29 protein-coding genes are annotated in these 26,466 nt (G+C 53.3%); 14 read left to right on the forward strand and 15 right to left on the reverse strand.

Annotated elements, in window-relative coordinates; all coding sequences use genetic code 11:
- Positions 1-23 precede the first annotated feature (23 nt).
- The 14 genes from PJU73_RS07545 (at position 24) to cysS (ending at position 11,175) form a co-directional block, all read left to right on the forward strand.
- The gene (locus PJU73_RS07545; protein ID WP_237090797.1) at positions 24-674 is read left to right on the forward strand and encodes an HAD-IA family hydrolase; all 651 of its coding nucleotides are present in this window, start codon (positions 24-26) and stop codon (positions 672-674) included.
- Positions 675-847: 173 nt separating this feature from the next.
- On the forward strand, positions 848-1,648 hold the full coding sequence (locus PJU73_RS07550) for an ABC transporter ATP-binding protein (protein ID WP_237090796.1): 801 nt from the start codon (positions 848-850) through the stop codon (positions 1,646-1,648).
- A 165-nt stretch (positions 1,649-1,813) separates the two neighbouring features.
- Positions 1,814-2,590, forward strand: a complete 777-nt coding sequence (gene mlaE / locus PJU73_RS07555) for a lipid asymmetry maintenance ABC transporter permease subunit MlaE (protein ID WP_237090795.1) — start codon at positions 1,814-1,816, stop codon at positions 2,588-2,590.
- A 5-nt stretch (positions 2,591-2,595) separates the two neighbouring features.
- Positions 2,596-3,087 (forward strand): outer membrane lipid asymmetry maintenance protein MlaD, encoded by a 492-nt coding sequence (mlaD, locus tag PJU73_RS07560; protein WP_237090794.1) that lies wholly within the window; start codon positions 2,596-2,598, stop codon positions 3,085-3,087.
- Positions 3,088-3,144: 57 nt separating this feature from the next.
- Complete coding sequence (locus PJU73_RS07565; RefSeq protein ID WP_237090793.1) at positions 3,145-3,735, forward strand: MlaC/ttg2D family ABC transporter substrate-binding protein; 591 nt, start codon at positions 3,145-3,147, stop codon at positions 3,733-3,735.
- A gap of 3 nt (positions 3,736-3,738) precedes the next feature.
- Entirely contained in the window at positions 3,739-4,017 is a 279-nt protein-coding gene (locus PJU73_RS07570; protein WP_237090792.1) for an STAS domain-containing protein, read from the forward strand.
- Positions 4,014-4,865 carry an MlaA family lipoprotein gene (locus tag PJU73_RS07575; protein ID WP_237090791.1) on the forward strand — a complete coding sequence of 284 codons (852 nt, stop codon included), beginning with the start codon at positions 4,014-4,016 and terminating at the stop codon, positions 4,863-4,865. Before PJU73_RS07570 ends, PJU73_RS07575 begins: the two co-directional genes overlap by 4 nt.
- A gap of 232 nt (positions 4,866-5,097) precedes the next feature.
- A complete protein-coding gene (locus PJU73_RS07580) occupies positions 5,098-5,937 on the forward strand; it encodes a DUF4198 domain-containing protein (protein WP_237090790.1) in 840 nt (279 codons plus the stop codon).
- A gap of 184 nt (positions 5,938-6,121) precedes the next feature.
- Complete coding sequence (locus tag PJU73_RS07585) at positions 6,122-6,484, forward strand: VacJ (protein WP_237090789.1); 363 nt, start codon at positions 6,122-6,124, stop codon at positions 6,482-6,484.
- Between the two features lie 14 nt (positions 6,485-6,498).
- Positions 6,499-6,885, forward strand: a complete 387-nt coding sequence (locus PJU73_RS07590) for an acyl-CoA thioesterase (protein ID WP_237090788.1) — start codon at positions 6,499-6,501, stop codon at positions 6,883-6,885.
- Positions 6,882-7,370 (forward strand): peroxiredoxin family protein, encoded by a 489-nt coding sequence (locus tag PJU73_RS07595; protein WP_237090787.1) that lies wholly within the window; start codon positions 6,882-6,884, stop codon positions 7,368-7,370. Before PJU73_RS07590 ends, PJU73_RS07595 begins: the two co-directional genes overlap by 4 nt.
- 128 nt (positions 7,371-7,498) lie before the next feature.
- Positions 7,499-8,650 carry a GTPase ObgE gene (gene obgE / locus PJU73_RS07600; RefSeq protein ID WP_237090786.1) on the forward strand — a complete coding sequence of 384 codons (1,152 nt, stop codon included), beginning with the start codon at positions 7,499-7,501 and terminating at the stop codon, positions 8,648-8,650.
- A 69-nt stretch (positions 8,651-8,719) separates the two neighbouring features.
- Positions 8,720-9,655, forward strand: a complete 936-nt coding sequence (locus PJU73_RS07605) for an Abi family protein (protein ID WP_237090785.1) — start codon at positions 8,720-8,722, stop codon at positions 9,653-9,655.
- A gap of 113 nt (positions 9,656-9,768) precedes the next feature.
- On the forward strand, positions 9,769-11,175 hold the full coding sequence (cysS, locus tag PJU73_RS07610; RefSeq protein ID WP_237090784.1) for a cysteine--tRNA ligase: 1,407 nt from the start codon (positions 9,769-9,771) through the stop codon (positions 11,173-11,175).
- Positions 11,176-11,516: 341 nt separating this feature from the next.
- On the opposite strand, the gene PJU73_RS07615 is transcribed toward cysS, so the two are convergent.
- The 15 genes from PJU73_RS07615 to PJU73_RS07685 form a co-directional block, all read right to left on the reverse strand.
- The gene (locus PJU73_RS07615; RefSeq protein ID WP_237090817.1) at positions 11,517-12,044 is read right to left on the reverse strand and encodes an acyltransferase; all 528 of its coding nucleotides are present in this window, start codon (positions 12,042-12,044) and stop codon (positions 11,517-11,519) included.
- A 108-nt stretch (positions 12,045-12,152) separates the two neighbouring features.
- Complete coding sequence (lpxA, locus tag PJU73_RS07620) at positions 12,153-12,929, reverse strand: acyl-ACP--UDP-N-acetylglucosamine O-acyltransferase (protein ID WP_237090783.1); 777 nt, start codon at positions 12,927-12,929, stop codon at positions 12,153-12,155.
- A gap of 280 nt (positions 12,930-13,209) precedes the next feature.
- Positions 13,210-13,659, reverse strand: coding sequence for a 3-hydroxyacyl-ACP dehydratase FabZ (gene fabZ, locus PJU73_RS07625; protein WP_237090782.1), 450 nt, complete (start codon positions 13,657-13,659; stop codon positions 13,210-13,212).
- 12 nt (positions 13,660-13,671) lie between these two features.
- A complete protein-coding gene (gene lpxD / locus PJU73_RS07630; protein ID WP_237090781.1) occupies positions 13,672-14,727 on the reverse strand; it encodes a UDP-3-O-(3-hydroxymyristoyl)glucosamine N-acyltransferase in 1,056 nt (351 codons plus the stop codon).
- A 265-nt stretch (positions 14,728-14,992) separates the two neighbouring features.
- On the reverse strand, positions 14,993-15,496 hold the full coding sequence (locus PJU73_RS07635; protein ID WP_237090816.1) for an OmpH/Skp family outer membrane protein: 504 nt from the start codon (positions 15,494-15,496) through the stop codon (positions 14,993-14,995).
- A 100-nt stretch (positions 15,497-15,596) separates the two neighbouring features.
- Positions 15,597-17,996 carry an outer membrane protein assembly factor BamA gene (gene bamA / locus PJU73_RS07640; protein WP_237090780.1) on the reverse strand — a complete coding sequence of 800 codons (2,400 nt, stop codon included), beginning with the start codon at positions 17,994-17,996 and terminating at the stop codon, positions 15,597-15,599.
- A 4-nt stretch (positions 17,997-18,000) separates the two neighbouring features.
- Entirely contained in the window at positions 18,001-19,341 is a 1,341-nt protein-coding gene (gene rseP / locus PJU73_RS07645; RefSeq protein ID WP_237090779.1) for an RIP metalloprotease RseP, read from the reverse strand.
- Positions 19,342-19,524: 183 nt separating this feature from the next.
- Entirely contained in the window at positions 19,525-20,709 is a 1,185-nt protein-coding gene (gene ispC, locus PJU73_RS07650) for a 1-deoxy-D-xylulose-5-phosphate reductoisomerase (protein ID WP_237090778.1), read from the reverse strand.
- Positions 20,710-20,871: 162 nt separating this feature from the next.
- Positions 20,872-21,669 carry a phosphatidate cytidylyltransferase gene (locus PJU73_RS07655; RefSeq protein WP_237090777.1) on the reverse strand — a complete coding sequence of 266 codons (798 nt, stop codon included), beginning with the start codon at positions 21,667-21,669 and terminating at the stop codon, positions 20,872-20,874.
- Between the two features lies 1 nt (position 21,670).
- Positions 21,671-22,417, reverse strand: a complete 747-nt coding sequence (uppS, locus tag PJU73_RS07660; protein WP_237090776.1) for an undecaprenyl pyrophosphate synthase — start codon at positions 22,415-22,417, stop codon at positions 21,671-21,673.
- Between the two features lie 52 nt (positions 22,418-22,469).
- Entirely contained in the window at positions 22,470-23,027 is a 558-nt protein-coding gene (frr, locus tag PJU73_RS07665) for a ribosome recycling factor (protein ID WP_237090775.1), read from the reverse strand.
- A 393-nt stretch (positions 23,028-23,420) separates the two neighbouring features.
- The gene (pyrH, locus tag PJU73_RS07670; protein WP_237090774.1) at positions 23,421-24,140 is read right to left on the reverse strand and encodes a UMP kinase; all 720 of its coding nucleotides are present in this window, start codon (positions 24,138-24,140) and stop codon (positions 23,421-23,423) included.
- A 189-nt stretch (positions 24,141-24,329) separates the two neighbouring features.
- Positions 24,330-25,184 (reverse strand): translation elongation factor Ts, encoded by an 855-nt coding sequence (gene tsf / locus PJU73_RS07675; protein WP_237090773.1) that lies wholly within the window; start codon positions 25,182-25,184, stop codon positions 24,330-24,332.
- A gap of 115 nt (positions 25,185-25,299) precedes the next feature.
- Complete coding sequence (gene rpsB, locus PJU73_RS07680) at positions 25,300-26,025, reverse strand: 30S ribosomal protein S2 (protein ID WP_237090772.1); 726 nt, start codon at positions 26,023-26,025, stop codon at positions 25,300-25,302.
- A 171-nt stretch (positions 26,026-26,196) separates the two neighbouring features.
- A complete protein-coding gene (locus PJU73_RS07685; protein ID WP_237090771.1) occupies positions 26,197-26,403 on the reverse strand; it encodes a hypothetical protein in 207 nt (68 codons plus the stop codon).
- Positions 26,404-26,466: the final 63 nt, after the last annotated feature.

A 26,466-nucleotide genomic window follows, 5' to 3' on the forward strand; every position in this document is an offset into this window, starting at 1 on the left:
ATCCAAAACGAAAGCCCCCGACCATGCAGCCCAAACTGATTATTTTTGACTGGGACGGCACACTCGCCGACACCACGTCCCCGATTGTCCACACCTTCCAACACAGTTTTGCCGAATGCGGCCAAGCCGTTCCCGACGACGAGACCGTCCGCAGCCTGATCGGTTACAGCTTGCCGGAAATCATCCGCCGTCTGTTGCCCGAAGCCGACACCGCCCTGCAACACCGCATTGCCGCCACTTATTCAACGCATTATCTGAATCCGAACAACCACAACATGACCCTGTTCGACGATGCCCTTCCTTGTCTCAATGCCCTGAAAGCGCAAGGCTACTGGCTGGCCGTCGCCACCGGCAAAGGCCGCAGTGGCTTGGACAATGCCATACGCCAAACCCAAACCGCCGGTTTTTGGCTGGCGACCACCTGCGCCGGCGAACAACCCTCCAAACCCGCACCCAATATGGTGCTGCATTTGTGCGACCAACTGGGCGTAATGCCGTCTGAAAGCATCGTTATCGGCGACACCACTTATGATTTGGAAATGGCCGCCCACGCCAAAGCCCGTGCTATCGGCATAACCACCGGTGCGCACACCGCCGAGCAGTTGCGAAGCTGTCCGCATTTGGCGGTTCTCAACCGCCTCGCCGAATTGCCCGATTTTCTGGCAACGCTGTAAAACCTACACTGTTGTATGTTTACCACCGCAGCAAACGCACGCAAGGTTACGGTTTTGACACTTCTTAACACAAACCGCCGCAATTCGCAGCGGCGGAAATTGCCCTGTTTCCCATTCCCCATTAGAATAGCAGGTTCGTCAAAATACCCTGCTGATTCTTTGCGCACCAACCCATGAACAACACCCCTTTTATTGAAATGAAAAACGTTGCGTTTGCCTACGGCAGCCGCCCGATTCTGCACGACATCAATTTCAGTATCCGCCAAGGGGATTTTGCCGCCGTGATGGGCGGTTCGGGCAGCGGCAAAACCACGCTGATGCGCCTGATTACCGGCCAGATTCGTCCGCAGCAGGGGCAGGTTTTAATCGAAGGGCGGGACTTGGCACACTTTTCCGCCGCCGAACTCTACGAACACCGCCGCCGCATGGGCGTATTGTTCCAACACGGCGCACTGTTTACCGATTTATCGGTGTTCGACAACATCGCCTTCCCCATGCGCGAACTCACCCAGCTTCCCGAAAGCGTGATTCGGGATTTGGTGCTGCTCAAACTCGACGCTGTCGGACTGCGGGGTATCGAACACCTGATGCCGTCTGAATTGTCGGGCGGCATGGCACGGCGGGTGGCGCTGGCCCGCACCATCGCCCTCGACCCCGAACTGATGATTTACGACGAACCGTTTACCGGTCTCGACCCGATTTCGCTGGGCGTGATTGCCCACTTAATCAGCCGTGCCAACAAAGCCCTGCGTTCCACCAGCGTGATGGTTACCCACGACATCGAAAAATCGCTGCAGATTGTCGATCAGGTGATTTTTCTGGCACACGGCAAAATCATCTTCAGCGGCTCGCCCGAAGAAATGCGGCAACTCGATTCGCCGTGGGTGCAGCAGTTTATCGGCGGGCTGGCAGACGGGCCGGTGGCTTTCCGCTACCCTGCGCCGACTTCGCTGAAAGAAGATTTATTGGGCTGAACCCTGTTGCCCCCGTTTTTCAGACGGCCTTTCCAAATCATCCGCAAACAAGGCCGTCTGAAAACAGGCATACAGTCAATTCACGACAGCCGGTTTGATACAGCCCGAACACCACACTACCGCAACCCCACTTCCCGTGTTGCATAGCGAACAATATAAGCGTTTATGAACTTTATCCGAAACATCGGGGCCAACACCCTGAACTTTATCCAATCGCTCGGCAGCGTTACCCTGTTTCTGCTGCAGATACTGGGAAAATCCGCCACCGCATTCGTGCGGCCGCGCCTGAGCATACGCCAGATTTACTTCGCCGGCGTAATGTCGGTGCTGATTATCGCCGTGTCCGGCCTGTTTGTCGGCATGGTATTGGGGCTGCAGGGCTACACCCAACTGGCCAAATTCAAATCCGCCGACATTCTCGGCTACATGGTTGCCGCCTCGCTGCTGCGGGAACTGGGGCCGGTATTGGCGGCCATTCTGTTTGCCAGCAGCGCCGGCGGAGCCATGACCAGCGAAATCGGTCTGATGAAAACCACCGAACAGCTCGAAGCAATGAACGTGATGGCGGTCGATCCCGTCGCCCGTGTGGTTGCCCCCCGCTTTTGGGCGGGCGTGTTTTCTATGCCGCTCTTGGCATCGATTTTCAACGTTGCCGGCATTTACGGCGCTTATCTCGTCGGCGTGCAGTGGCTGGGGCTGGACGGCGGCATTTTCTGGTCGCAAATGCAGAGCAACATCACCCTGAGTTACGATGTTGCAAACGGGCTGATTAAATCCGCCGTATTCGGCGTTGCCGTTACCCTGATTGCCGTTCACCAAGGCTTTCACTGCACCCCGACTTCCGAAGGGATTCTGCGTGCCAGCACCCGCACGGTGGTTTCTTCCGCCCTGACGATTCTCGCAATCGACTTTGTATTAACCGCATGGATGTTTACCGAGTAAAGACAATGAAAAAAAGCATTTTAGAATTTTGGGTCGGCCTGTTTGTATTACTGGGCGTTGTTGCCGTCGGCTTTTTAGCCTTCCGGGTAGCAGGCAGCGCCTCCGGCACGTCCGGCCAGAGCTACACCGTTTACGCCGACTTCAGCGACATCGGCGGCCTCAAAGCCAACGCCCCGATTAAATCCGCCGGCGTACTGGTCGGCCGTGTCGGTTCGATTACCCTCGACCCGAACAGCTATCAGGCAAAAGTCAGCCTCAATATCGACAGCAAATACACCTTCAGCAGCGACGTTTCCGCCCAAATCCTGACCTCCGGCCTGTTGGGCGAACAATATATCGGCCTGCAGCAGGGCGGCGACACCGATAATTTGGCGGCAGGCGACACCATCTCCGTAACCAGCTCGGCGCTGGTGCTGGAAAACCTGATCGGCAAATTCATGACCAGTTTTGCCGAGAAAAACGCCGGTGGCGACAATACCGAATCCGCCGGACAATAATCACCACACAACCCCCAACCATATTGAAAATCATATTAAATTCAGGACAATAAAACCATGAAAAAAACATCCATCATCAGCGCCTTAAGCATCGGTTTACTCAGCATTAATCTGGCATTTGCCGCTCCTGCGGACGCAGTCGGCCAAATCCGCCAAAACGCCACGCAAGTGCTGACCATTCTCAAAAGCGGTGATGCCGTTTCCGCCCGCCGCAAAGCCGAAGCCTACGCCTTGCCCTACTTCGACTTCCAACGCATGACCGCCCTTGCCGTCGGCGCACCGTGGAAAACCGCCAGCGATGCCCAAAAACAGGCGCTGACCAAAGAATTCCAAACCCTCTTGATCCGCACCTACAGCGGCACCATGCTGAAATTCAAAAACGCCAACGTAACCGTTAAAGACAACCCGATTGTCAATAAAGGCGGCAAAGAAATCATCGTTCGTGCCGAAGTGTCCGCCAACGGCGAAAAACCGGTCAATATGGATTTCACCACTTACCAAAACGGCAGCCGCTACCGTGTGTATAACGTCGCCGTAGAAGGCGCAAGTCTGGTAACCGTGTACCGCAACCAATTCGGCGAAACCGTCAAAGCCAAAGGCATCGATGGCCTGATTGCCGACCTGAAAACCAAAAACGGCAGCAAATAAACCATGCACTCCGAAATCCGAGAAGGCACGCTCTTTATCAGCGGCGACGTAACCGTGAAAACCCTTACCGCCGCCGTATTCGCCCGCTTCGAGCAGCAATGCCGTCTGAAAACGTGCAAAAGCCTCGATTTGAGCGGCGTAACCCGTGCCGACTCCGCCTGCGTGTCGCTGCTGCTGACCGCACGCCGCCTGAGCAAACACCCCCTCCGCCTGCAGCACTTGCCCGAATCCGTGCAGGCGCTGGGCGGACTTTACGACATCAACGACTGGTTCGCATCATGAAAAAAGCCACCGTTCCCCTCATTCTCAGCGTTTTGCTGGCCGCCCAGCCCGCCTTTGCCGAACGCAACCCCGCCGACCCCTACGAACCCTACAACCGTGCCGTATCCAAATTCAACGACACCGCCGACCGCTACATCATGGCACCCGTTGCCCGAGGCTACCGCAAAATCACCCCACAACCCGTACGCACCGGCGTGAGCAACTTCTTCAACAACCTGCGTGATGTCGTCAGCTTCGGCAGCAACCTGCTGCGGCTCGACATCAAACGTGCCAGCGAAGACATCGTGCGGGTCGGCATCAACACCACCTTCGGCATCGGCGGCCTGATCGACATCGCCGGTGCAGGCGGCGTACCCGACAACAAAAACACCTTGGGCGACACCCTCGCCTCATGGGGCTGGAAAAACAGCAACTACTTTGTCGTTCCCCTGCTCGGCCCCTCCACCGTGCGCGATACCGTCGGCAACGCCGTAACCACCGTTTATCCGGTGAAAAACACCTTTCTCAAAACCTCCGCCGAACGCTGGGGCAGCACCGGCCTGAACGCCGTCAACACTCGGGAAAACCTGCTCGACCTGACCGACAGCCTCGACGGCGCCGCCATCGATAAATACAGCTACACCCGAGACCTCTACATGCGCCTGCGCACCCAACAAACCGGCGGCACTTTACCCGAACAGGCAGACGACAACATCGACATTGACGAACTGGTCAGCGACGAAACCGTCGGCGTTTCCGAACAACCCGACAACAGCATCACCGCCGATACCGTTGCAGAAACCGCCGCCTTGCCGGATACTTCCGAAGAAACCGCAAGCGAAGCCGTTGCCGAACATAGCGAACCATAATCCGCAATCTCTGTTTCCATATCCATACCAAGGCCGTCTGAAAACCCGATTTTCAGACGGCCTGTTTTTTGTGCTGACCGGTACGCTTAAACCCATTACCAATATAGTTCTTTATAACTACAAAAAATCATCAATAATATTTACATATCTAAGCAAAAAGAGTAGGATTACTTCACCTTTCGGTCTTTCCGTCCGTTTTGACGCATAAACAATTAAATTACGAGGAAGAAGCATGAAAAAATTATGGATACTTGGTGCGCTGGGTTTGAGCATGGCGGCGCAGGCGCACGATTTGTGGGTATCGGCTCCGACACATTTGGATTCCGGCAGCTCATTGCAGGCAGACTTGGGCTACAGCCATGATTTCCCGAATCTCGAAAAAATTGCCGCCGATCGGGTACACATTTTCAAACCGCTGCAATTAACCGACAAATCAGGAAAAACCGTTGATTTGACAAACCAAGGCGAAAATTACCAATATGTCTCCAAATCCCGTTTGAAAGACGATTCATATTGGATCGGTGCAGTGTACAAACCGACTTTTTGGTCGAAAAACAGCGAAGGCTGGAAACAGCTGACTTTAAAAGAATTGCCCGGCGCAACTTATTGCGAACAGGCACAAATGTTCGGCAAGGCTTTTTTACAGGTGGGCAACGGCAATACGGATGAAAATGTGCTGACCCGTCCGCTCGGCCATGAATTGGAACTGATTCCGCTGAAAAACCCGAATGAAGTCAAAGTCGGCGATTTGTTGCCTGTTAAAGTGCTGTACCAAGGCAAACCGTTGGCAAAAGCAACAGTTACCGCAAGCTCGGACACGCTGGCGGAAATGGATCTGACAGCAACCCACGACCACCGCGAACCGCAGGGCTTTTCAGGAAAAACCGATAAAGACGGCGTAGTCAATGTAATTCCCTTAATCGAAGGCTTGTGGAAAATCAAAGCCGTCCATCAATCAGGCTATGCCGATAAAAGCATTTGCGGCGAAGACAATACCTACGCCACGCTGATTATGCCGATTGGCACAAACCGTGCAGCCGAGCGGCACGAACATCATCACCATCATCATTGATTGAAACCGCAAGGTTAAAAAAGCCGTCTGAACCAGTTTTCAGACGGCTTTACCTTTCAACATCTGTCGCATTTTCCCCAACAGCCGCATTCGGCGGCGGTCTGCTGTTTCCCGATTTCGCAAAGCTGCTTTTAATCTGTCCGCCTTTGCTATATCATTCCCTAATCTAAAAAAAGGAAACATTATGTACGAAGTAAACCGCAGCGTTTTTCTGCTTGTGCCGCTCGATCCGTTTTGGAACTGGCTGCAAACCCTGCCCGGCAACCATCTGGCCGATCTCACTTTGGAAGACCTTCAGGCCGATGCCAATTCCTATCTTGTGCGTCCGTGTGAAAACGCCGATGAAGTGTGGGACGAAATCGAAGCGCGTTTTGAAGACATTTTTGCCGCCGAACTGGCCGACTGGTGCGAAGACGAAAGCTATTGGCCCGACCTGCACGCCGATATTTTCAACGAATGGTTCGATATCCAGCTCTCAACCGTCATCACCGACCTCGAAGCCGAGCCGTTGGCACGAGACGAATTTCAGCCTTTCAATCTGAACTGAGGCCGTCTGAAAAGATGCAGATCCGTGTCCGCAACTATCATCTCGACGGCTACGGCCACGTCAATAACGCCCGCTATCTCGAGTTTCTCGAAGAAGCCCGCTGGGCGTTTTTCGACACGCAGGGCTGGCTGCCGCTGCTGGACAATATCTGTCTAGCGGTGGTGCGTGCCGATTTGCGCTACCGCCGCCCTGCCTTTGCCGGCGATGATTTGCGGGTGCATATCGAAGTGAAAGAACTGAGCAGCCGCTATCTGGTGTTGCGCCAGAATATCGAACTCGCCGCCCAAGGCAAAAACGCTGTCGAAGCCGACATCACGCTGATGCCGATTGATGCCGCCAGCGGCAAAGCCGTGCGCCTGCCCGAATCTTTATTTAACCTTTTGAACACGCTGAACGCATGAAAAAACTGATTTCCCTTGCCGCCGTCGCCATTGTCGGCGTTTTACTTGCCTTAGTGCTGATTCCGTCCAAAGCCGCTGCGCCGGCGTTTACCCTGCCCGATTTGCAGGGCCGAACCGTCAGCAATGCCGATTTGCAGGGCAAAGTCAGCTTTATCAATTTCTGGTTTCCCTCCTGCCCCGGCTGCGTAACCGAAATGCCCAAAGTCATCAAAATGGCGAAAGACTATCAAGGCAAAAACTTCCAAGTTTTGGGCATTGCCGAACCGATTGACCAGATTGAAAGCGTGCAGCAATACGTCCGAGACTACGGCCTGCCCTTCCGTGTGATGTACGACGGCGACAAAACCATCGGCAAAGCCTTCGGCACGCAGGTTTACCCGACCTCGTTTTTAATCGGCAAAAACGGCGAAATCCTGAAAACCTTTGTCGGCGAACCCGACTTCGCCGCCCTTTACCGCCAAATCGATCAGGAATTGGAAAAATAATTGCATTTCATGAAAATGCCGCCATATACCCCGTTCCGCCCGAACAAAACACGCTTTTCAGACGGCCTAAACAGGCAAACCGCCCGCCAAGACCGTCTGAAAACACAAAATAATGATTAGAGAACACCATGAAATTTATTGACGAAGCAAAAATCGAAGTCGTTGCCGGTAAAGGCGGCAACGGCGCAGCCAGTTTCCGCCGCGAAAAATTCGTACCCCGCGGCGGGCCGGACGGCGGCGACGGCGGCAAAGGCGGCAGCGTGTGGGCGGTTGCCGACGAAAACACCAACACCCTCGTCGAATACCGTTTCGTCAAACGCTATCAGGCGAAAAACGGCGAAAAAGGCCACGGTTCCGACCGCTACGGCGCAGGCGCAGACGACATCGAACTGCGTATGCCCGTCGGCACCCTGATTCGGGACACCGACACCGACGAAATCGTCGCCGACCTCACCCACCACGGCCAACGTGTGTGCCTCGCCAAAGGCGGCAAAGGCGGTTTGGGCAACATCCACTTCAAATCCTCGGTAAACCGTGCGCCCAAACAGTCCACGCCTGGCGAAGAAGGCGAAGCCCGCTCGCTGCATTTGGAACTGAAAGTCCTCGCCGATGTCGGTCTTTTAGGCATGCCCAACGCCGGCAAATCCACCCTGATTTCCGCCGTATCCGCCGCCCGCCCGAAAATCGCCAACTACCCGTTTACCACCCTGCACCCGAATCTGGGCGTGGTGCGTTTGGACGAAAACAACAGCTTCGTTATGGCAGACATTCCCGGCCTGATCGAAGGCGCAGCCGAAGGCGCAGGCTTGGGACACCGTTTCCTCAAACACCTCTCCCGCACCGGCCTGCTGCTGCACGTCGTCGATTTGGCTCCGTTTGACGAAAGCGTCAACCCCGCCGCCGAAGCCTTGGCGATTGTCGAAGAGCTGCGCAAATACGACGAAACCCTCTACGACAAACCCCGCTGGCTGATTTTAAACAAACTCGATATGCTCGGCGAAGAAGAAGCCGAAGCACGCACCGCCGACTTCCTCGCCCAAATCGGCTGGGACTACCCCGAACCCGACGACCGCTTCCAATTCGACCTGACCACCCCGCGCCTCTTCAAAATCAGTGCCTTAGCACACCAAGGCACACAAGAACTCGTACGCCAAATCGGTATGTATCTGAATGAGAAAAAACGGGTTGAAGCCGAAAAAGCAGCGGCAGAACAAGCGGCAAACGCCGAAACCGCCCAACAGCAGCCGCAGACCAATACCGGCGTTTTAGTAGCGGAATAAAGATTTTCAGACGGCCTTTTTGTGATACAGGCCGTCTGAAAACCGCATCATTCATTGAAAGCCCCAATCATGCAACCGCCTCACCCTAAAATATGGCTGAGTTTTGACCAGCAGCTTGAGCTTTTGAAAACACGAGGCTTACATATTTCCGATGATGCCAAAGCAACAGAATATTTGGCACGCATTGGATATTACCGTTTGAGCGGCTATTTCTATGCCATGCGTGAAAGAAACGGGAACATAATCGGCGATCATTTCAAATCAGGTGCCGGTTTTCAAGATGCGGTTTTGCTCTATATTTTTGATAAGAAACTGAGATTGCTCGTTTTAGATGCATTGGAACGCATTGAAATTGCCCTTAGGGTTGATGTTTCCCACCATCTCGGCCGTTTGGATAAATTTGCCTACCGGAATCCCGATTTACTGCACCATTCTTTCAGCAAAACAACATCAGACCAGCACAGCCGCCACACTGATTGGTTAAACAAACACGAACAGCTGATTAAGCGGTCAAAAGAAGAATTTATCCTGCACAATAAGGTAAAATACGGCTTACCCTTACCGATTTGGGTTGCCTGCGAAGTTTGGGATTTCGGCTGTCTTTCCACCTTATTCGGCGGCATGAAGGAAAACGATCAAGATGCCGTTGCACAAAAATACGGTATCCGAAACGGACGGATATTCGCCAGCTGGCTGCGCAGCCTGAACTATTTGAGAAACATCTGCGCCCATCACAGCCGCCTGTGGAACCGAAACATTACCGTCCAACCCAAACTTCCTCCTGCATCAGATACCGCTTGGGTCGGAATATTTGGCGAAAAACATAAAGCCCGCTGCTTTTTATTGCTGTATCTGTGCCGGCATTTATTAAAAGTCATCAATCCACAATCAAGTTGGCCGCAACGAATGAAACAACATTTGTCCGATTTCCCCGATTTAACACATCTGGGGCTGAATTTAAAAGGTATGGGCGTACCTGATGACTGGGAAAACCACTGGGCATGAAAAAACTCCCCAGCAGCCATACCGAAACGATATAACCGAGAGGAGCCGTGTTGTATGCAAATATAACCGACTCCACCCTGACTGTCAAATTTACATTTATTTTTTTACCGATCATGCTAAACATCTACAACACCCTGACCCGCCAAAAAGAACCCTTCACCCCCATCAACCCTGAAAACGTGCGTATGTACGTTTGCGGCATGACGGTTTACGACTATTGCCATCTCGGTCATGCCCGTGTGATGGTGGTGTTCGATATGATTGCCCGCTGGCTGCGCCAAAGCGGTTATCCGCTCACTTATGTGCGCAACATCACCGACATCGACGACAAAATCATTGCCCGTGCAGCGGAAAACGGGGAAAGCATCGGCGATTTGACCGGACGCTTTATCCAAGCCATGCACGAAGATGCGGACGCTTTGGGCGTGCTGCGTCCCGACATCGAGCCGAAGGCGACGGAAAACATTGCGCAGATGATTGCGATGATTGAGCGGCTGATTGCCAAAGACAAAGCGTATGCGGCGGATAACGGCGACGTGTATTATGCGGTGCGTGAATTTGCGGCATACGGTCAGCTTTCGGGCAAATCTTTAGACGATTTGCGTGCGGGCGAACGGGTGGAAGTGGACGGTTTCAAACGTGATCCGCTGGATTTTGTGTTGTGGAAAGCGGCGAAAGCGGGCGAACCGGCTTGGGAAAGCCCGTGGGGCTTGGGTCGTCCGGGCTGGCATATCGAATGTTCGGCGATGAGCGAAAACCTGTTCGGCGACACCTTCGATATTCACGGCGGCGGCGCAGATTTGCAGTTTCCGCACCATGAAAACGAAATCGCCCAAAGCGTGGGGGCAAACGGCCATTCCTGCGGCCACCAACACGGCGGCAAAACCATTGAAAGCCATGTGAAATATTGGCTGCACAACGGTTTTATCCGTGTGGACGGCGAAAAAATGTCCAAATCGCTGGGCAATTTCTTCACCATTCGCGACGTGTTGAAACAATACGATCCCGAAGTGGTGCGTTTCTTTATCCTGCGTGCGCACTACCGCAGTCCGCTGAATTATTCCGATGCGCATCTGGACGATGCCAAAGGTGCGCTGACCCGTCTCTATACGGCGCTGAAAAACACCATGCCGTCTGAAAATCCGTCGGATTTGGAGAATGATTACGCCCGCCGCTTTATGGCGGCGATGAATGACGATTTCGACACTGTACAGGCGGTGGCGGTATTGTTTGAACTGGCAAACGAGGTCAATAAAACCCAAAACGCCGAACTGGCGGCCTGTCTGAAACATCTGGCGGGCATCATCGGCCTGCTGCAACGCAACCCGACCGAATTTCTGCAGGGCGGTTCGGTTTCAGACGGCCTGTCTAATGAAGAGATCGAAGCCTTAATCGAAGCCCGCAAACAGGCCCGTGCCGATAAAAACTGGGCGGAATCCGACCGTATTCGGGACGAGCTGGCCGCTGCGAATATTATTTTGGAAGACAAGGCCGGTCAAACCACTTGGCGCAGGGCTTAGTCTGCATATAGAAAATTCGCTTGAAAACATGCCGTCTGAAAATGTGTTAACTGCATTTTCAGACGGCCTTTTTCCAATCAAAACACCATGATTTTCGTTTTCAATCTTGATGCACAACCGAAAAATATAACATGCGGCCCCCTTCCTGTCAGCGGGACGGGGAATCGTGTGTAGCGTGCTTGCCTAAGCATGCACGAAGTCTTTAAAGTTGATTCAATGCCGTCTGAAAACCGTAGGTTTCGCCAAAACGAGCAAAGCAAGTTTCTGCGCAGCTAAAACCGTAGATTTCGCTAAAATCGGGAAAAGATAGTTTGCGTTATCATACTTTTAAAGTGAATACACTATAGTGAATTCTGCTCCGCCAGCAAATACTTCTTCACTACCGCCGGATTGCCCGCTGCCAGCGAATACGGTGGTACGTCTTTGGTGACCACCGCCCCTGCGCCGATTACGGCGCCTTTGCCGATGGTTACGCCGCCCATAATAATTGCCCGCCGCCCGATCCACACATCGTCTTCAATCACAATCGGGCGGGTTTCGGTGTAGCCGGAAAAGCGCTTGGCATCCGTATCAAAACGGTGGGCATTGCTGTAAAACAGGCATTCGGGGCCCATCATCACCCGCTTTCCGATCCGCAGCCCACGGCAAATCTCGCAATCAACGCCGATGCCCGAATCATCGCCCAATTCGGTATCCGCCAGCACATACGCTCCTTTTTCGATATTGATGTTCCGCCCCAAGTGCGGCGAAATCCGCCTTGCCAGCGCCGCACGGATACGCTTTGCCACCGTGCCGAACGGTTTTTGATGGGACGGCGGCAAAATTGTGCCGATCATCATCAGCAGTCGTAAAAAGATTTTCTGTTTCATGGATTTGTCTTTCACAGCGGATACAGCAATGCCGTCTGAAAACGGCATTATCGGTTTTTGCTGCGCAAAATCCGCTTTTCTCGTTTTCAGACGGCATGGTACAAATGTTTAGCGGATAATGCCCCGTGTCGATTCGGCAAAAAACGGTTTGAATACCGCCAGTTCCACCTGCGTTTCGGCACGCTGGAGAATATCGGCTTTGGCTTCTTCAAACGCAACGCCCCGATGATATAGGGTTTTGTACACATCTTTTACCGCTGCAATCTGTTCGGCGGTGAAGCCGTTGCGGCGCATACCTTCGCTGTTGAGCCCTGCCGGTTCGGCACGGTAGCCCGCCGCCATAAAATACGGCGGCACGTCTTTATGCACACCGGCGGCGAAAGCGGTCATGGCGTAATCGCCGATTCGGCAAAATTGGAACACCAGCGTATAACCGCCGAGAATCACATAATCGCCGATGGTTACATGGCCGGCGAGCGAGGCATTGTTGGCGAACACGGTATGGTTGCCGATCACGCAGTCGTGTGCCACATGGCAATACGCCATAATCCAGTTGTCGTCGCCGATGCGGGTTTCGCCGATACCGGTTACTGTACCCAGATTGAAGGTGGTAAATTCGCGGATGGTGTTGCCGTTGCCGATAATCAGGCGGGTCGGTTCGTCCCGATATTTTTTATCCTGCGGGATTTCGCCCAAGCTGGCAAATTGGAAAATGCGGTTGTTTTCGCCGATGTCGGTATGGCCGTTGACCACAACGTGCGGGCCGATTTCCGTACCAGCACCGATGCGGACATTCGGCCCGATGACGCTGTATGCCCCGACTTTGACGCTCGAATCGAGTTCGGCTTTCGGGTCGATAATGGCGGTGGGGTGGATGAGGGTCATCTGATTTCCTTTGTTCAGAATGATTGCGGGCTAAAATAAGAAAACGGATTCGTTGGTTCTCCTATCGTGAATTTACTTTAAAAGTATTACAGCGTTGGCTCGCCTTGTCCTACCTTTAAATTAAATTTACGATAAATGTACGGTCTGCGGCTCACCGACTGATATTTTCTTATTGTTCACGATGCTGAATACCTGCTCAAACCGGTGGGTTTTCCTTTATCCGGCCGTTGAAACGGTTTTCAGACGGCCTGTTTTCCTAAGGCCGTCTGAAAACGGGGTATCAAACCACCCGTTTGGCGCACATGATTTCGGCTTCTACCGCTACTTGTCCGTCCACTTTGGCCACGGCTTGGAATTTGCCGATGCCCCGTTTGCTGGTTAAAAGTGATACTTCAAATACCAGTTGGTCGCCCGGAATCACTTGGCGTTTGAAGCGGGCGTTGTCGATACCGGCGAAGAAGAAAAATTCGTTTTCTTTGCGGCCGCCTTCGCTCAAAATCGCCAGTGTGCCGCAGGCTTGCGCCATGGCTTCGATCACCAATACGCCGGGCATTACCGGCAAATCGGGGAAATGGCCTTGAAACTGCGGCTCGTTCATGCTGATGTTTTTGATGGCGGTCAGGCTCTGCATCGGCTCAAAAGCGGTAATGCGGTCGAGCAGCAAAAACGGATAACGGTGGGGAATGAGTTTTTGGATGTCTTTGGCTTCAATCGGTAATTCAAATTGCATGGTGTTCCTCGGTTATTCTGCAGGGTCGGTTTGGGTATCCGCCGTGCCTAATTGGTTTTCTAAAACTTTGATCCGTTTGTTCATTTCACTCAAACGGCGGATATGGACGGCGTTTCTCGCCCATTCTTTGTGGGTCTGCATCGGATACGGACCAGCCATGTGCTGCCCGCTTTCTTTGATGCTGTGGGTAATGGACGTGCCGCCGCCGACGGTGGTTTTGTCGGCGATTTCGATATGGCCAACCGTACCGACACCACCGCCGAAAATGCAGTAGCTGCCGATGGTGGTGCTGCCGGAAATGCCGGTTTGGGCGGCAATCACGGTGTGTTTGCCGATAATGCAGTTATGCCCGATCTGCACTTGGTTGTCGATTTTGGTTCCTTCACCGATAACGGTATCGCTCATTGCACCTCGGTCGATATTGGTATTTGAACCGATTTCGACATCGTCGCCCAGCCGCACGCCGCCGGTTTGCGGGATTTTAAACCATGAATCGCCGGCAAACGCCAAGCCGAAGCCGTCGGCACCGATCACTGCGCCGCTGTGGATTTCGACACGCTTACCCAAGGTGCAGCCGTGATAAACAGTAACATTCGGGTGCAGCAATACATCGTCGCCCAAGGTGCAGTTCTGTTCGACCACGCTCCCCGCAAGAATGCGGCAACGCTCGCCCAATACGGTATGTTCGCCGATATAGACATGCGCTCCGATTTCGCAACTTGGCGGTACAATGGCGTTTGGTTCGACCACTGCTGTCGGGTGAATGCCGCCTTTGGCTTCGACAATCGGCGAAAACAGTCGGGCAACTTTGGCGAAATAGAGATACGGATCGGCGGCGATAATCAGGTTGCGTTGGGGAAACTCCGCTGCGGCTTTGGCGGAAACAATCACTGCGCCGGCAAGGCTTTCGGCGACTTCTGCTTTGTATTTGGGGTTGGCGAGAAAGCCGATATGCTCCGCCTGCGCCTGCGAAAGCGGCTGCACGGCGCTGATGCGGACATCTTCGCCGCGCCATTCTCCGCCCAAGCGGGCGGTAATTTCGGAAAGGGTATAGCTGGGTCGGGTCATGTTGGTTCCAAAATTCGGGCAAGGCTGTTTTCAGACGGCCTCGCCGCAACAGCGGCTGCAGGATAGAGTGAATTTATAGTGGGTTCAATTCAAAAGAGGACAAGGCGGCGAGCTGCAGACAGTACAGATAGTACGGGACAGGTTTTGTCCGGATTGTTGTTTAATCCGGTTACAAAAACCGTTCTCTTTGAGCCGGGCGAGCCAACGCCGTAGTCTTTTGAAGTGAGCCCACTATACCATCACTCGGCAAGCCGTATTGCAGGTATCAATGTGCATTCAAGGCTTTGATCACGCTGTCGGTAATATCGTAGCGGCTGTTGACGTAAATCACGTCCTGCACAATCACGTCATACCCTTCTTTTTTCGCCAATTCGATAATCACTTGGTTGGCGTTTTGCTGCAGGGCGGCAAATTCTTCATTGCGGCGCAGGTTGTAGTCCACCGCCAGTTGCGCCTGCTCGCGGCGGAATTGTTGTGCCAGTTTTTCCCATTGGCTGTTCAAGGTTTGGCGTTCGGCGGCGGCAAGGTTTTTCTGCATCAGTTTTTTCTCTAAGGCTTCGCCCTGCTGCTGCAGTTTCTGCAATGCCTGCTGGCGGCTACCGAATTCCCGATCCAGCGTGTGCTGAATGTCTTGCGCCTGTTTGGATTCCAGATAAACTCGCTCGGTGTTGATAAAACCGAATTTCTGCAGGGTTTCGGCGGCATTCGCTGCGGCGGCAAGCCCCAGAGACAGCAGCGCTGCGCCGCCCAAGCGGATAATGTGTGTCATTGTGTTCATGAAATATCCTTCAACGGTAAAACCGGATAAACAGCGGACGCTGTTTGCGCAACAGGCCGTCTGAAAACGGTATTTTCAGACGGCCTCGCCGTTAGAATGTCGTACCCAGTTGGAATTGGAAGCGTTTGAGTTCGTCGGTTTCTTTTTTCTTCAGCGGATAGGCGTAGCTGAATTTCAGCGGACCGATTGGTGAGAGCCAAGTAAAGGCGGCACCGGCGGAATAACGCAACTCTTCTTTAAAGGTTGATTTGTGTTTACTGCCTAAACCATAAACGTTTTGACGTCTCCGATCCTCGCCATAAGTATCGTTATCGTTATCAGTATAGGTTTTGTTGTCCCACACACTGCCGGCATCGGCAAACAGACTCCAGCGTACAGTGCGGGAATCGCTCATGCCCGGCATCGGGAACAGCAATTCGGCGGTTACGTTGGCTTTGCGGTTGCCGCCGTAGCTGATGCGGTCGCCGTAGCGGTCATACACTTTCGGGCCTAAAGAACTGCTTTCATAACCTCGAACGCTGCCCAAACCGCCGCCGTAGAAGTTTTCAAAGAACGGCATTTCTTTGGTTTTGCCGTAGCTGTTGCCGTAGCCGACTTCGCCGCCAAGCATCAGGGTAAAGCTCTTCGACAATGGGAAGAACCAAGTTTGGTTGTGGGTCAGCGTGTAATAACGCAGTTTGCTGCCCGGCAAGGCGATTTCGCCGTTGATGCCGGTCAAGTAGCCCCGGGTCGGCCACAGGGCGCTGTCGGTTTTGTTGCGACCCCAGCCGATGGTGCCTTTATACAGCCAGCCGTTGAATTTGCCGCTGCCGTCGGCCCCCAGCTCGCCGTTCTCACGGATAAAGTCAAAATAGCGTTTCGGCGGATTGTTGTAGGTGTTTACCGTCAAGTGTTCCGCCGCCAAGCCGAAATTAACACGGTCGTATTCGGTAATCGGTACGCCCATGCGTGCGCCCACGCCGACGGTGGTGGTTTTATACTGTTTGGTGCTGCCCGAAGATTTGCGGGCATCGTAAGTGCGGCCGTAAATATCGTAGCCGAGGCTCACGCCGTCGGGGGTGAAATACGGATCGGTAAACGACAACGAGCCGTTCAGCGAGGTTTTACTGCGCGAGGCACGGGCGGCTAAGGATTTGCCGGTACCGAACAGATTATCCTGCGCCACACCTGCCGACAATACCAAACCGGTATCCTGCACCCAGCCGGCGCTCAAATCCAGCGAGCCGGTCGAACGCTCGGTCAGGTTCATATTCAAATCAACCTGATCGGGCGTGCCGCTCAACGGCACGGCATCGAATTGGACATTGTCGAAATAGCCCAGCAGCTCGACACGTTCTTTCGAGCGTTGCAGTTTCGCCAAGTCGTAAGGCGCGGCTTCCATTTGGCGCAGCTCGCGGCGTACCACTTCATCTCGGGTTTTGTTGTTGCCGGAAATATGGATTTCATTGACGTAAATCTTGCGGCCGGGTTCGACATTCAGCACAAAATCGACGGTTTGTGTTTCTGAATTCGGCATCGGCTGCACACTGACTTCGCTGAATGCGTAGCCTGCCTGACCCATGCGGTTTTGCACCCGTTCCAAAGCGGCGGTCAGCTGGCTGCGTTCGTACCATTTGCCGCCTTTGACCAGCAGTTTGTCCAATTCTTCTTTCGGCACTTCTTTGGTGTCGCCGGCAATCGTTACTTTGCCCAAGCGGAAGCGTTCGCCTTCATGCACGATCACTTTTACCGTCTGCTCGGTTTTGTCGGCATTGCTCTGCACTTCGGTATCGACAATGCGGAAATCGAAGTAACCGTTGTTTTGGTAAAACTCGCTGATCCGCTGCATATCCTGAGCAAACTTCTGCTCGTTGAAGGTATTGCTGTGGGTCAGCCAGGCAAACAGGCCGCCGTCGCTGGAAGACATTTTGCCGCGCAGTTTGCGGTCGGAGAAATGGCGGTTGCCTTCAAATTCAATGCGGCTGATTTTGGTGGTTTTGCCTTCTTCGATATTGATGTCGATCGATACACGGTTGCGTGCCAGTTTGGTTACGGTCGGCGTGATTTTCACCGACTGTTTGCCCCGGCTGACATATTCCTGTTTCAGGGCGGCAATGGCTTGGCTCAACGTGGCCGGATTGAAATATTGCGATTGTACCAAACCCATTGATTCGAGGGTTTTCTTGATACCGTCGTTCGGTAAGGTTTTGGCACCGCTGATGTTGATGGTGCTGATGGTCGGCCGCTCGACTACGGTCAGCAATACCTGATTGCCTGCGGTTTCGACACGGATATCGTCAAAAAAGCCGGTATCATACAGCTTTTTAATGATTTCTTCGCTGCGGCTGTCGGAGAACTGATCGCCTACTTTAACCGGCAAATAGCTGAATACGGTGCTGGGTTCGGTACGCTGCAGGCCTTCCACCCGAATATCCTGAATCGTGAAATCTGCCAGCGCCAGCGGAGCCATGCCCATAATCGCCAAAGCAGATGCAATCTGTTTTAATTTCATAAAATTATCCAAACAAACGGTTAATATCATTAAAGAAAGCCACCAGCATCATCAGCAGCATAACGGCCATGCCGATACGCAATCCGACTGCCTGTACCCGCTCGCTCAAAGGCTTTCCGCGTATCCATTCGGCGGTATAATACACCAAATGGCCGCCGTCCAACACAGGAATCGGCAACAGATTCAATACGCCGAGGCTGATGCTGACCACCGCCAAAAATTCCAAATAGCTCAAAATGCCCAACGAGGCCGACTTTCCGGCAACGTCGGCAATCGTTAGCGGGCCGGAAAGATGGGCGGCCGAAGCATTGCCGGTAATCAGTTTGCCGATAAATTTCACAGTCAGCACCACATATTTTGCGGTTTTGTCCCAACCCATTTTAAAGGCTTCGCCGATGGTGGGAACATAATGTCTGCGTACTTTTTTATCCCACGCCTGATCATGCTCCGGCGCAAGGCCTGCCCTACCGACTAAAAGGCCGTCTGAAAATTCAAAACTGTCGGGGCGCAGGGCGGTCTTGAAGGTTTCGCCGCCACGGTTGTAGGTAATGTCCAATTTCTTGCCGGGGCTGTTGCGGAACAGTTCCGCCCACTGCTGCCAGTCGCTGATGGCTTTGCCGTCTGCTGCCAACAGGGTATCGCCTGCTTTCAGCCCGGCTCGCTCGGCGGCGCTGTTTTCCTGCACAAAGGCGATTTTCGGGGTTATTTTAAAAGCCCACAAGCCGATACCGCCATTGTTTTTCGCAATTTTACCTGCCGCTTCCGTCCCCGCTGCCTCGATGGTGCGTACGGTTTCGCTGCCTTCGGCGGTTTCCACCGCCACCGTTACCGCTCCGGCTTCGAGGTTTAACACCATTTCGGTCAGAGCTGCGTTCCAATCGTCAATGCTTTTTCCGTTTACCGCACGGATTTTGTCGCCCGCCTGAAAACCGGCTTGGGCGGCAATGCTGCCCTGTTCGACCGTGCCGACATACGGGCGGATTTCGGTTATGCCGAAAGAAAACACCGTACCGTACAGCAGCACCGCCAAAATCAGATTGGTCAGCGGGCCGGCGGCAACAATCGCAATTCGTTTGGCGGGGTGTTGGCGGTCGAAGGCATACGGCAAATCGGCTTCGGCGACATCGCCTTCCCGTGTGTCGAGCATTTTGACGTAGCCGCCCAAGGGAACGGGGGCGAGACACCATTCGGTATCGCCGCGTTTTTTGGTGTAAAACGGTTTGCCGAAGCCCACCGAAAAGCGTTTGACTTTCACGCCGCACAAGCGGGCAACGCTGTAATGCCCCAGTTCGTGCAGGCTGACCAGAATCAGAATGGCGACAATAAACGATAATATGGTTTGCAAAAAAATCCCCTGATTGGTTTGGTTGGTGCGACGGCGGATGCTGCCGAACCTGATTTAATTTTGTCCCGATATTGATTTTATTTTGTTGGAACTTTTGGTTTTCACTCTGCAAGAAACCGTTTTACCCGTTTTTCAGACGGCCTTGCCGGTAATGCCGTCTGAAAATGCCGCAATCTTTATCCGTTATTTTGCCAACCGAGCGGCAAACTGCTGCGCCGTACGGCGGGTTTCCACATCTTGCGCCAGCAGACCGGCAATATCGGCGGCGGCGGGCAAAAAGTTTTGCGACAGGCAATGTTCGGTTACGGCGGCAATATCGGTAAAACGGATATGTCCGGCCAGAAATTCGGCGACGGCGATTTCGTTGGCGGCGTTTAACACGCAAGGCGCTGCACCTCCGGTCTGCATGGCTTCGTAGGCCAGTTTCAGACACGGAAAACGGTTAAAGTCGGGCGTTTGGAAGGTCAGCGCCGACAGTGTGGCAAAGTCCAGCGGCGGCACGCCCGAGTTGATGCGTTCGGGCAAGCCCAGACAATAGGCAATCGGGGTACGCATATCGGGATTGCCCAGCTGCGCCAGCACCGATCCGTCTCGGTAACGCACCATGCTGTGTATTACCGACTGCGGGTGAATCACCACTTCCAAATGCTGCGGCGGACAGGCAAACAGCCAATGCGCTTCAATCAGTTCCAAACCTTTGTTCATCATGGTAGCGGAATCCACCGAGATTTTCTGCCCCATCTGCCAATTCGGATGTTTGACCGCCTGCGCCGGCGTGATGGCGGCGAAATCCGCCAAATCGGTATTCAGAAACGGACCGCCGGAAGCGGTTAAGACGATGGATTCGATACCGTGCCGCTGCAGGTCGCCGTTATAGTCTTCGGGCAAAACTTGGAACACGGCGTTGTGTTCGCTGTCCACCGGCAACACCCGTGCGCCGCTGCGGCGGGCGGTTTCCATAAACAGCGCACCCGCCACCACCAGCGTTTCTTTGTTCGCCAGATAAATGGTTTTGCCTGCCTGCGCCGCTGCCAATGCGGAAGGCAATCCGGCGGCACCGACAATCGCACACATCACACCGCCGACTTCGTCTGCCGATGCCACATCACACAACGCCTTCTCTCCGTACAATACTTCGGTTTTACAGCCCGCCACTGCCAGCAATGCACTCAATTCGGCGGCGCTTTCGGCATCGGCGACCACGGCAAACTGCGGTGCAAAACGCAGGCATTGTGCGGCCAGTTTTTCGGTTTGGCGGCGGCCGGACAGGGCGAACACCCGGAATTTGTCGGGGTGGCGGGCAATCACGTCCAGCGTGTTTTCACCGATGCTGCCGGTGCTGCCTAAAATGGTCAGAGCTTGTGTCATGTTGGCATTCTTATTTCTTATTCAGGCCGTCTGAAAACCGAAGGTTTCGCTAAAATGAGTGTAACGAATTTCTGCGCAGCTAAAACCGAAGGTTGCGCTAAAACTAAAATAAGCGTAGCGGATTTTCAGACGGCCTCATCTCTTTTCTTGTTGAAACCGTGGTTAAGCCGTCAGCGCCATGATGGCGGTGTACACGCTTAGAACGGCAATCAGGCTGTCGGTGCGGTCGAATACGCCGCCGTGGCCGGGCAATAAATTGCTGCTGTCTTTCAGTCCGGCGGTACGTTTGAACCAGCTCTCAAGCAGGTCGCCGCAAATGCTGACCGCCGTCAGCAGCCAGCCGATAATCACGGCTGCCGTATCGCCGACATCAACCGCCAGCCAGCCGGCATGATTGACGCAGACCATATACAGTGCCACGCACAATGCGCCGCCGATGGCACCTTCCCAGCTTTTGCCGGGACTGATGGCGGGGGCGATTTTGCGTTTGCCGAATGCCTTGCCGCAGAAGTAGGCGGCAATATCCGCCACCCACACCAAGCCCATAATGGCCAGCAGCGAAACGGCGGCTTCCCGTGTCGGGCGTTGGGAAACCAGTGCAAACCAAAACGGCATCATCAGCAGCCAGCCCAAGGCATAACGCTGCCGGTTTTGGGTCAGTGTCCATTTGTTTTTCAGCCACAGCGGTACGCCGACCAGCCAAAACGCCAGCACCACGCACCACACCAGCGCCGGAAGCTGCCAGCCGCCGGCATAGGCAACTAGACAGAAACCGGCGCTGGTTGCCAGATAAGTGCGGCGCTGTTCTTTTTCGATGCCGCTGATGCGGGTATATTCCGCCAGCGCCAACAGGGCAATCAGGGCGGAAAAGGCTGCCCACAAGGCATTTGGTGCGTAAAAAAGCATACCCAACATCAGGGGCAACAGCCATAATGCGGTGATTATCCGTTGTTTCAACATATCAACTCCGTTGCTGATCCTGCGGCAACTGTTCCGAGGTGCGGCCGAAACGGCGTTCCCGGTTTTGGAACGAGGCAATCGCTGCGTCTAGGGCTTTGCGGTCGAAATCGGGCCACAGAATATCGGTAAAATAGAGTTCGGCATACGCCATCTGCCACAAGAGGAAATTGCTGATGCGGGTTTCGCCGCCGGTGCGGATAAAGAGATCGGGTTCGGGGGCATCGCCCAGCATCAGATGGGCGGCCAGTTTTTCTTCGCTGATGTCGGTTTCGCCTGCCGCCATCAGTTTGCCGACTGCCTGCAAAATGTCCCAGCGGCCGCCGTAGTCGGCGGCGATGGTCAGGGTCAGGCCGGTATTGGCGGCGGTGAGCGCCTCGGCTGCGGCAATGCCCCGACAAATCTCTTCGTTAAACCGTTCCCGACTGCCGATGACCCGCACCCGGATATTGTTTTCGTGCAGCCGTTTGACCTGTTTTTGCAGCGCCTGTAAAAACAGCCCCATCAGGAAGCTGACTTCTTCTTCGGGGCGACGCCAGTTTTCGGTGGAAAAAGCAAATACCGTCAGATAGCGCACTCCGCTTTCGACACAGTTGCGCACCATGTTTTCCAAGGCATCCAAGCCCCGTTTATGCCCCATCACCCGGGGTAGGAAGCGTTTTTTCGCCCAACGGCCGTTGCCGTCCATAATCACGGCGATATGCTGCGGAATCTGCGTGTGCTGCGGAATCGTCTGCGTACTGCTGTTCATAACTGCCTCGTCTGCGGCGGCAAGCCTTTGCTCGGTTTGCCGCCGGTGTGCATTAAATCGCCATCAAATCGGCTTCTTTGGCTTCCAAAATCTTATCCGCTTCGGCAATCGCTTTGTCGGTCAGTTTTTGAATATTTTCTTCGGCACGACGGGCATCGTCTTCAGAAATTTCTTTGTCTTTCAACAATTTTTTGATGTGGTCGTTGGCATCGCGGCGCACGTTGCGGATAGACACGCGACCTTCTTCCACTTCGCCGCGCACGACTTTAATCAGGTCTTTGCGGCGCTCTTCGGTCAGCATCGGCATCGGCACACGGATTAAATCGCCGATAGCGGCCGGGTTCAGCCCCAGATTGGAATCACGAATCGCTTTTTCCACTTTGGCCGCCATATTGCTTTCAAACGGTTTCACGCCGATGGTTCGGGCATCGAGCAGGGTTACGTTGGCCACTTGGCTCACCGGCACCATGCTGCCCCAGTATTCCACTTCCACTTGGTCAAGCAAACCGGTATGCGCACGGCCGGTACGCACTTTGGACAGGTTTTCTTTCAGCACTTCCAACGAGCGCTGCATTTTGCCTTCGGCTGTTTTTTGAATATCGCTAATCATCTTGTTCTTTCGTATTTAAAAATCAATCGGGTAACACTGTATGCCGTCTGAAAAACGAGCCATGCTGTTTTCAGACGGCCTATCGTGAATTCACTTTAAAAGTATTACAGCGTTGGCTCGCCTTGCCGTACTACCTGTACTGTCTGCGGCTCGCCGCCTTGTACTACTTTTAAAGTGAATCCACTATAATCGGTTCGGTAACGTTACATAGTACCGTTAATCGGGCGGAACGACAAGCCGTAACAAGGCCGTCTGAAAACCCGTTTCACTCATTTTAGCAAAACCTATGATTTCAGCTTCACAGAAATTCGCTTTGCTCGTTTTAGCGAAACCTACGGTTTTCAGACGGCCTTACGGTATGGATTGCGGACCAACCCTTAACGCAATGTCCGCTTAGCAATGTACCAACGTACCTTCGTTTTCGCCGAGTACCACCCGCTTGAGTGCGCCCTCTTTGGCGATACCGAATACCACGATATTCAGCTTGCGCTCACGGCACAGGGCGAATGCGGTGGCATCCATCACTTTCAGGTTTTTGTTCAGGGCTTCATCAAAAGTGATGGTTTCGTAGCGGGCAGCCGAAGGGTCTTTTTTCGGGTCGGCGGTATAAACGCCGTCCACATTGGTGGCTTTGAGCATCACATCGCAGTTCATTTCTGCACCGCGCAGGGCGGCGGCGGTATCTGTAGTGAAGAACGGATTGCCGGTACCGGCGGCAAAAATCACTACTTTGCCTTCTTCCAAATACTGAATCGCTTTCGGGCGGGCGTAGGTTTCGGTAATCTGCTGCATACTCAGGGCGGATTGAACCCGGGCTTTGATGCCCAGCGATTCAAATGCGTCTTTCAGTGCCAAGGCATTCATCACGGTGGCCATCATGCCCATATAGTCGGCGGTGGCTCGGTCCATGCTGCCCGCTTGTGCGGATACGCCCCGGAAAATGTTGCCGCCGCCGACTACTACGCCGACCTGCACGCCCATTTCTACGACTTCTTTGACCTGTCCGACAATCTGCATGATGGTTTCACGGTTGATGCCGAATGCGTCCTGCCCCATCAGCGATTCGCCGGAAAGTTTTAACAGTATCCGTTTGTATTTTGTTGGCTGTGTCATAAAATACCTTGCTTTCTTTCAAATAAATAATGTTGTCGGACCGGTTGGCGGTAATGGTTTAAACAGAAAAGAAACCTGCGTATCTTTTGTGGTTAAACCACTATTCCCACAACGGTTTTCATCGCTGTTTTTTCAAAAAAAAGCACCCTGATTCAGCGCTGAATCCAGGTGCTTTTCTTCATGGCTTGATTACACTTTCGCAGCAGCAGCGACTTCGGCAGCGTAATCCACTTCTTTTTTCTCGATACCGTCGCCTACTTTGTAACGTACAAAGCTGAATACTTCGGTATTGTTTTCTTTCAGGTATTGCGCCACGGTTTGGTCAGGGTTCATCACAAATGCTTGGCCGTTCAAAGTGATTTCTGCCAAGAATTTGCGGATACGGCCTTCGACCATTTTCTCTGCGATGTCAGCAGGTTTGCCGGAAGCAATCGCTTGCTCGGTGTAGATGTGGCGTTCTTTTTCAACGGTTTCGGCATCCACTTCGGCTTCGGAAACGCATTGCGGTTTGGCCGCTACGATGTGCATACCTACTTTGCGTGCCACGTCTTCGTCGCCGCTGAATTCAACCAATACGCCTTCGGTCGCCAATGCACCGTGGATGTAGGCAACCAGTTTGTTTTGGGTGTCAATCACTTGGAAGCGGCGTACAGACATGTTCTCGCCCAATTTGGCGATAATGGCTTTGCGTTCGGCTTCAACCAGTTCGCTCAATTCTTCCACAGTAGCCGGTTTTTTCTCGGCGGCGGTTTTGGCAACCAGATTGGCAAATGCCACAAAGCCTGCGTCTTTGGCAACGAAGTCGGTTTCGCAGTTTACTTCAACCAATGCGCCGACATTGCCTTCAACGGCGAATGCCAACACGCCTTCAGCAGCAGTACGGCCTGCCAGTTTGCCGGCTTTGGCGCCGGATTTGATGCGCAGGATTTCTTCTGCTTTTTCAAAATTGCCTTCGGCTTCTACCAAGGCTTTTTTGCATTCCATCATGCCCAGACCGGTAGCGGCACGCAGGTCGGCAACCATTTTTGCAGTAATTTCTGCCATGTTAAGCTCCTTAATATTTGGCAAAACGGCTGATGCGGCGGATAGGCCGTCCGTTTTGCGTTCAATCGTAATACTCTGAAAAAAGGGGCATAAAGCCCCTCTTGGTTTAACCGGATTACTCGGCGGCTGCTTGGGCAGCAGCTACGGTTTCTTGCAGGGCTTGGTTTTTGCCTTCCAAAACCGCATCGGCGATGCCGCGGCAGTACAGACGGATTGCTTTTGCAGAGTCGTCGTTACCCGGAATCACGTATTTCACACCGTCAGGGCTGTTGTTGGTATCGACAACGGCAATTACCGGAATGCCCAGTTTTTCGGCCTCAACCAGCGTACCTTTTTGGTAACCGGTATCGATAACGAAGATGGCATCAGGCAGGCCTTTCATGTTTTTGATACCGCCCAGAGAGCGTTCCAGTTTTTCAACGTCGCGTTGCATTTCCAGAATTTCTTTTTTGCTGTAACCGCTTTCGGCAGCATTTTCCAGAGCAGCAGTTTTTTCTTCCAGACGTTTGATAGACTGTTTCACAGTTTTATAGTTGGTCAGCATACCGCCCAACCAACGGTGATCCACGAAAGGCATACCGGCACGGGTTGCTTCTTCGCGAATGATTTCGCGGGCTTGGCGTTTGGTGCCGACAAACAGCACAGTACCTTTGTTTGCAACCAGACGACGAACGGCTTCTTGCGCATCTTGGAACATCGGCAGGGTTTTTTCCAGATTCACGATGTGGATTTTGTTGCGCGAACCGAAAATGTATTGTTCCATTTTCGGGTTCCAGAAACGGGTTTGGTGACCGAAGTGAACACCGGCTTCAATCATCTGACGCATAGTAATTTGAGACATGATATTCCTTAAATTTGAAAGGGTTAAGAGCACACATTCAATCGCATAGAACTTGTTTGACCAAGCACCCTTCGGCGAAAGTGGGCATATTTAAAAAAGTTTGTTTTGCTTTGAAAAGCCAAAGCCTGAGAATTATATAGGATTTTAGGCCGTCTGAAAAGAGAGGCGGCATTAAGGCTGCATACCGCCGTTGCCTTCCGCCGCTTCCTGCTGCTTCATCAAGCGGTTGCGGCGGCGGATACGGACGATGACCGCCGTTAGCACCATCGGCAACACCACCCAAAATACAAAATAAATCAATGCCCTCGCCAACGACGGCTGGGCGGCGGAAAACAGTACCGCCACAAACAGATAACCCATCACCACAATATGCCACATTTCAATAATCCTTTCTTACCGTCCGTTTTCGTGTGCAGCAATTCATTTCACGCATTTTAGCTG

The organism is Neisseria lisongii, assembly GCF_028463985.1.
GTDB classification, from domain to species: Bacteria; Pseudomonadota; Gammaproteobacteria; order Burkholderiales; family Neisseriaceae; genus Neisseria; species Neisseria lisongii.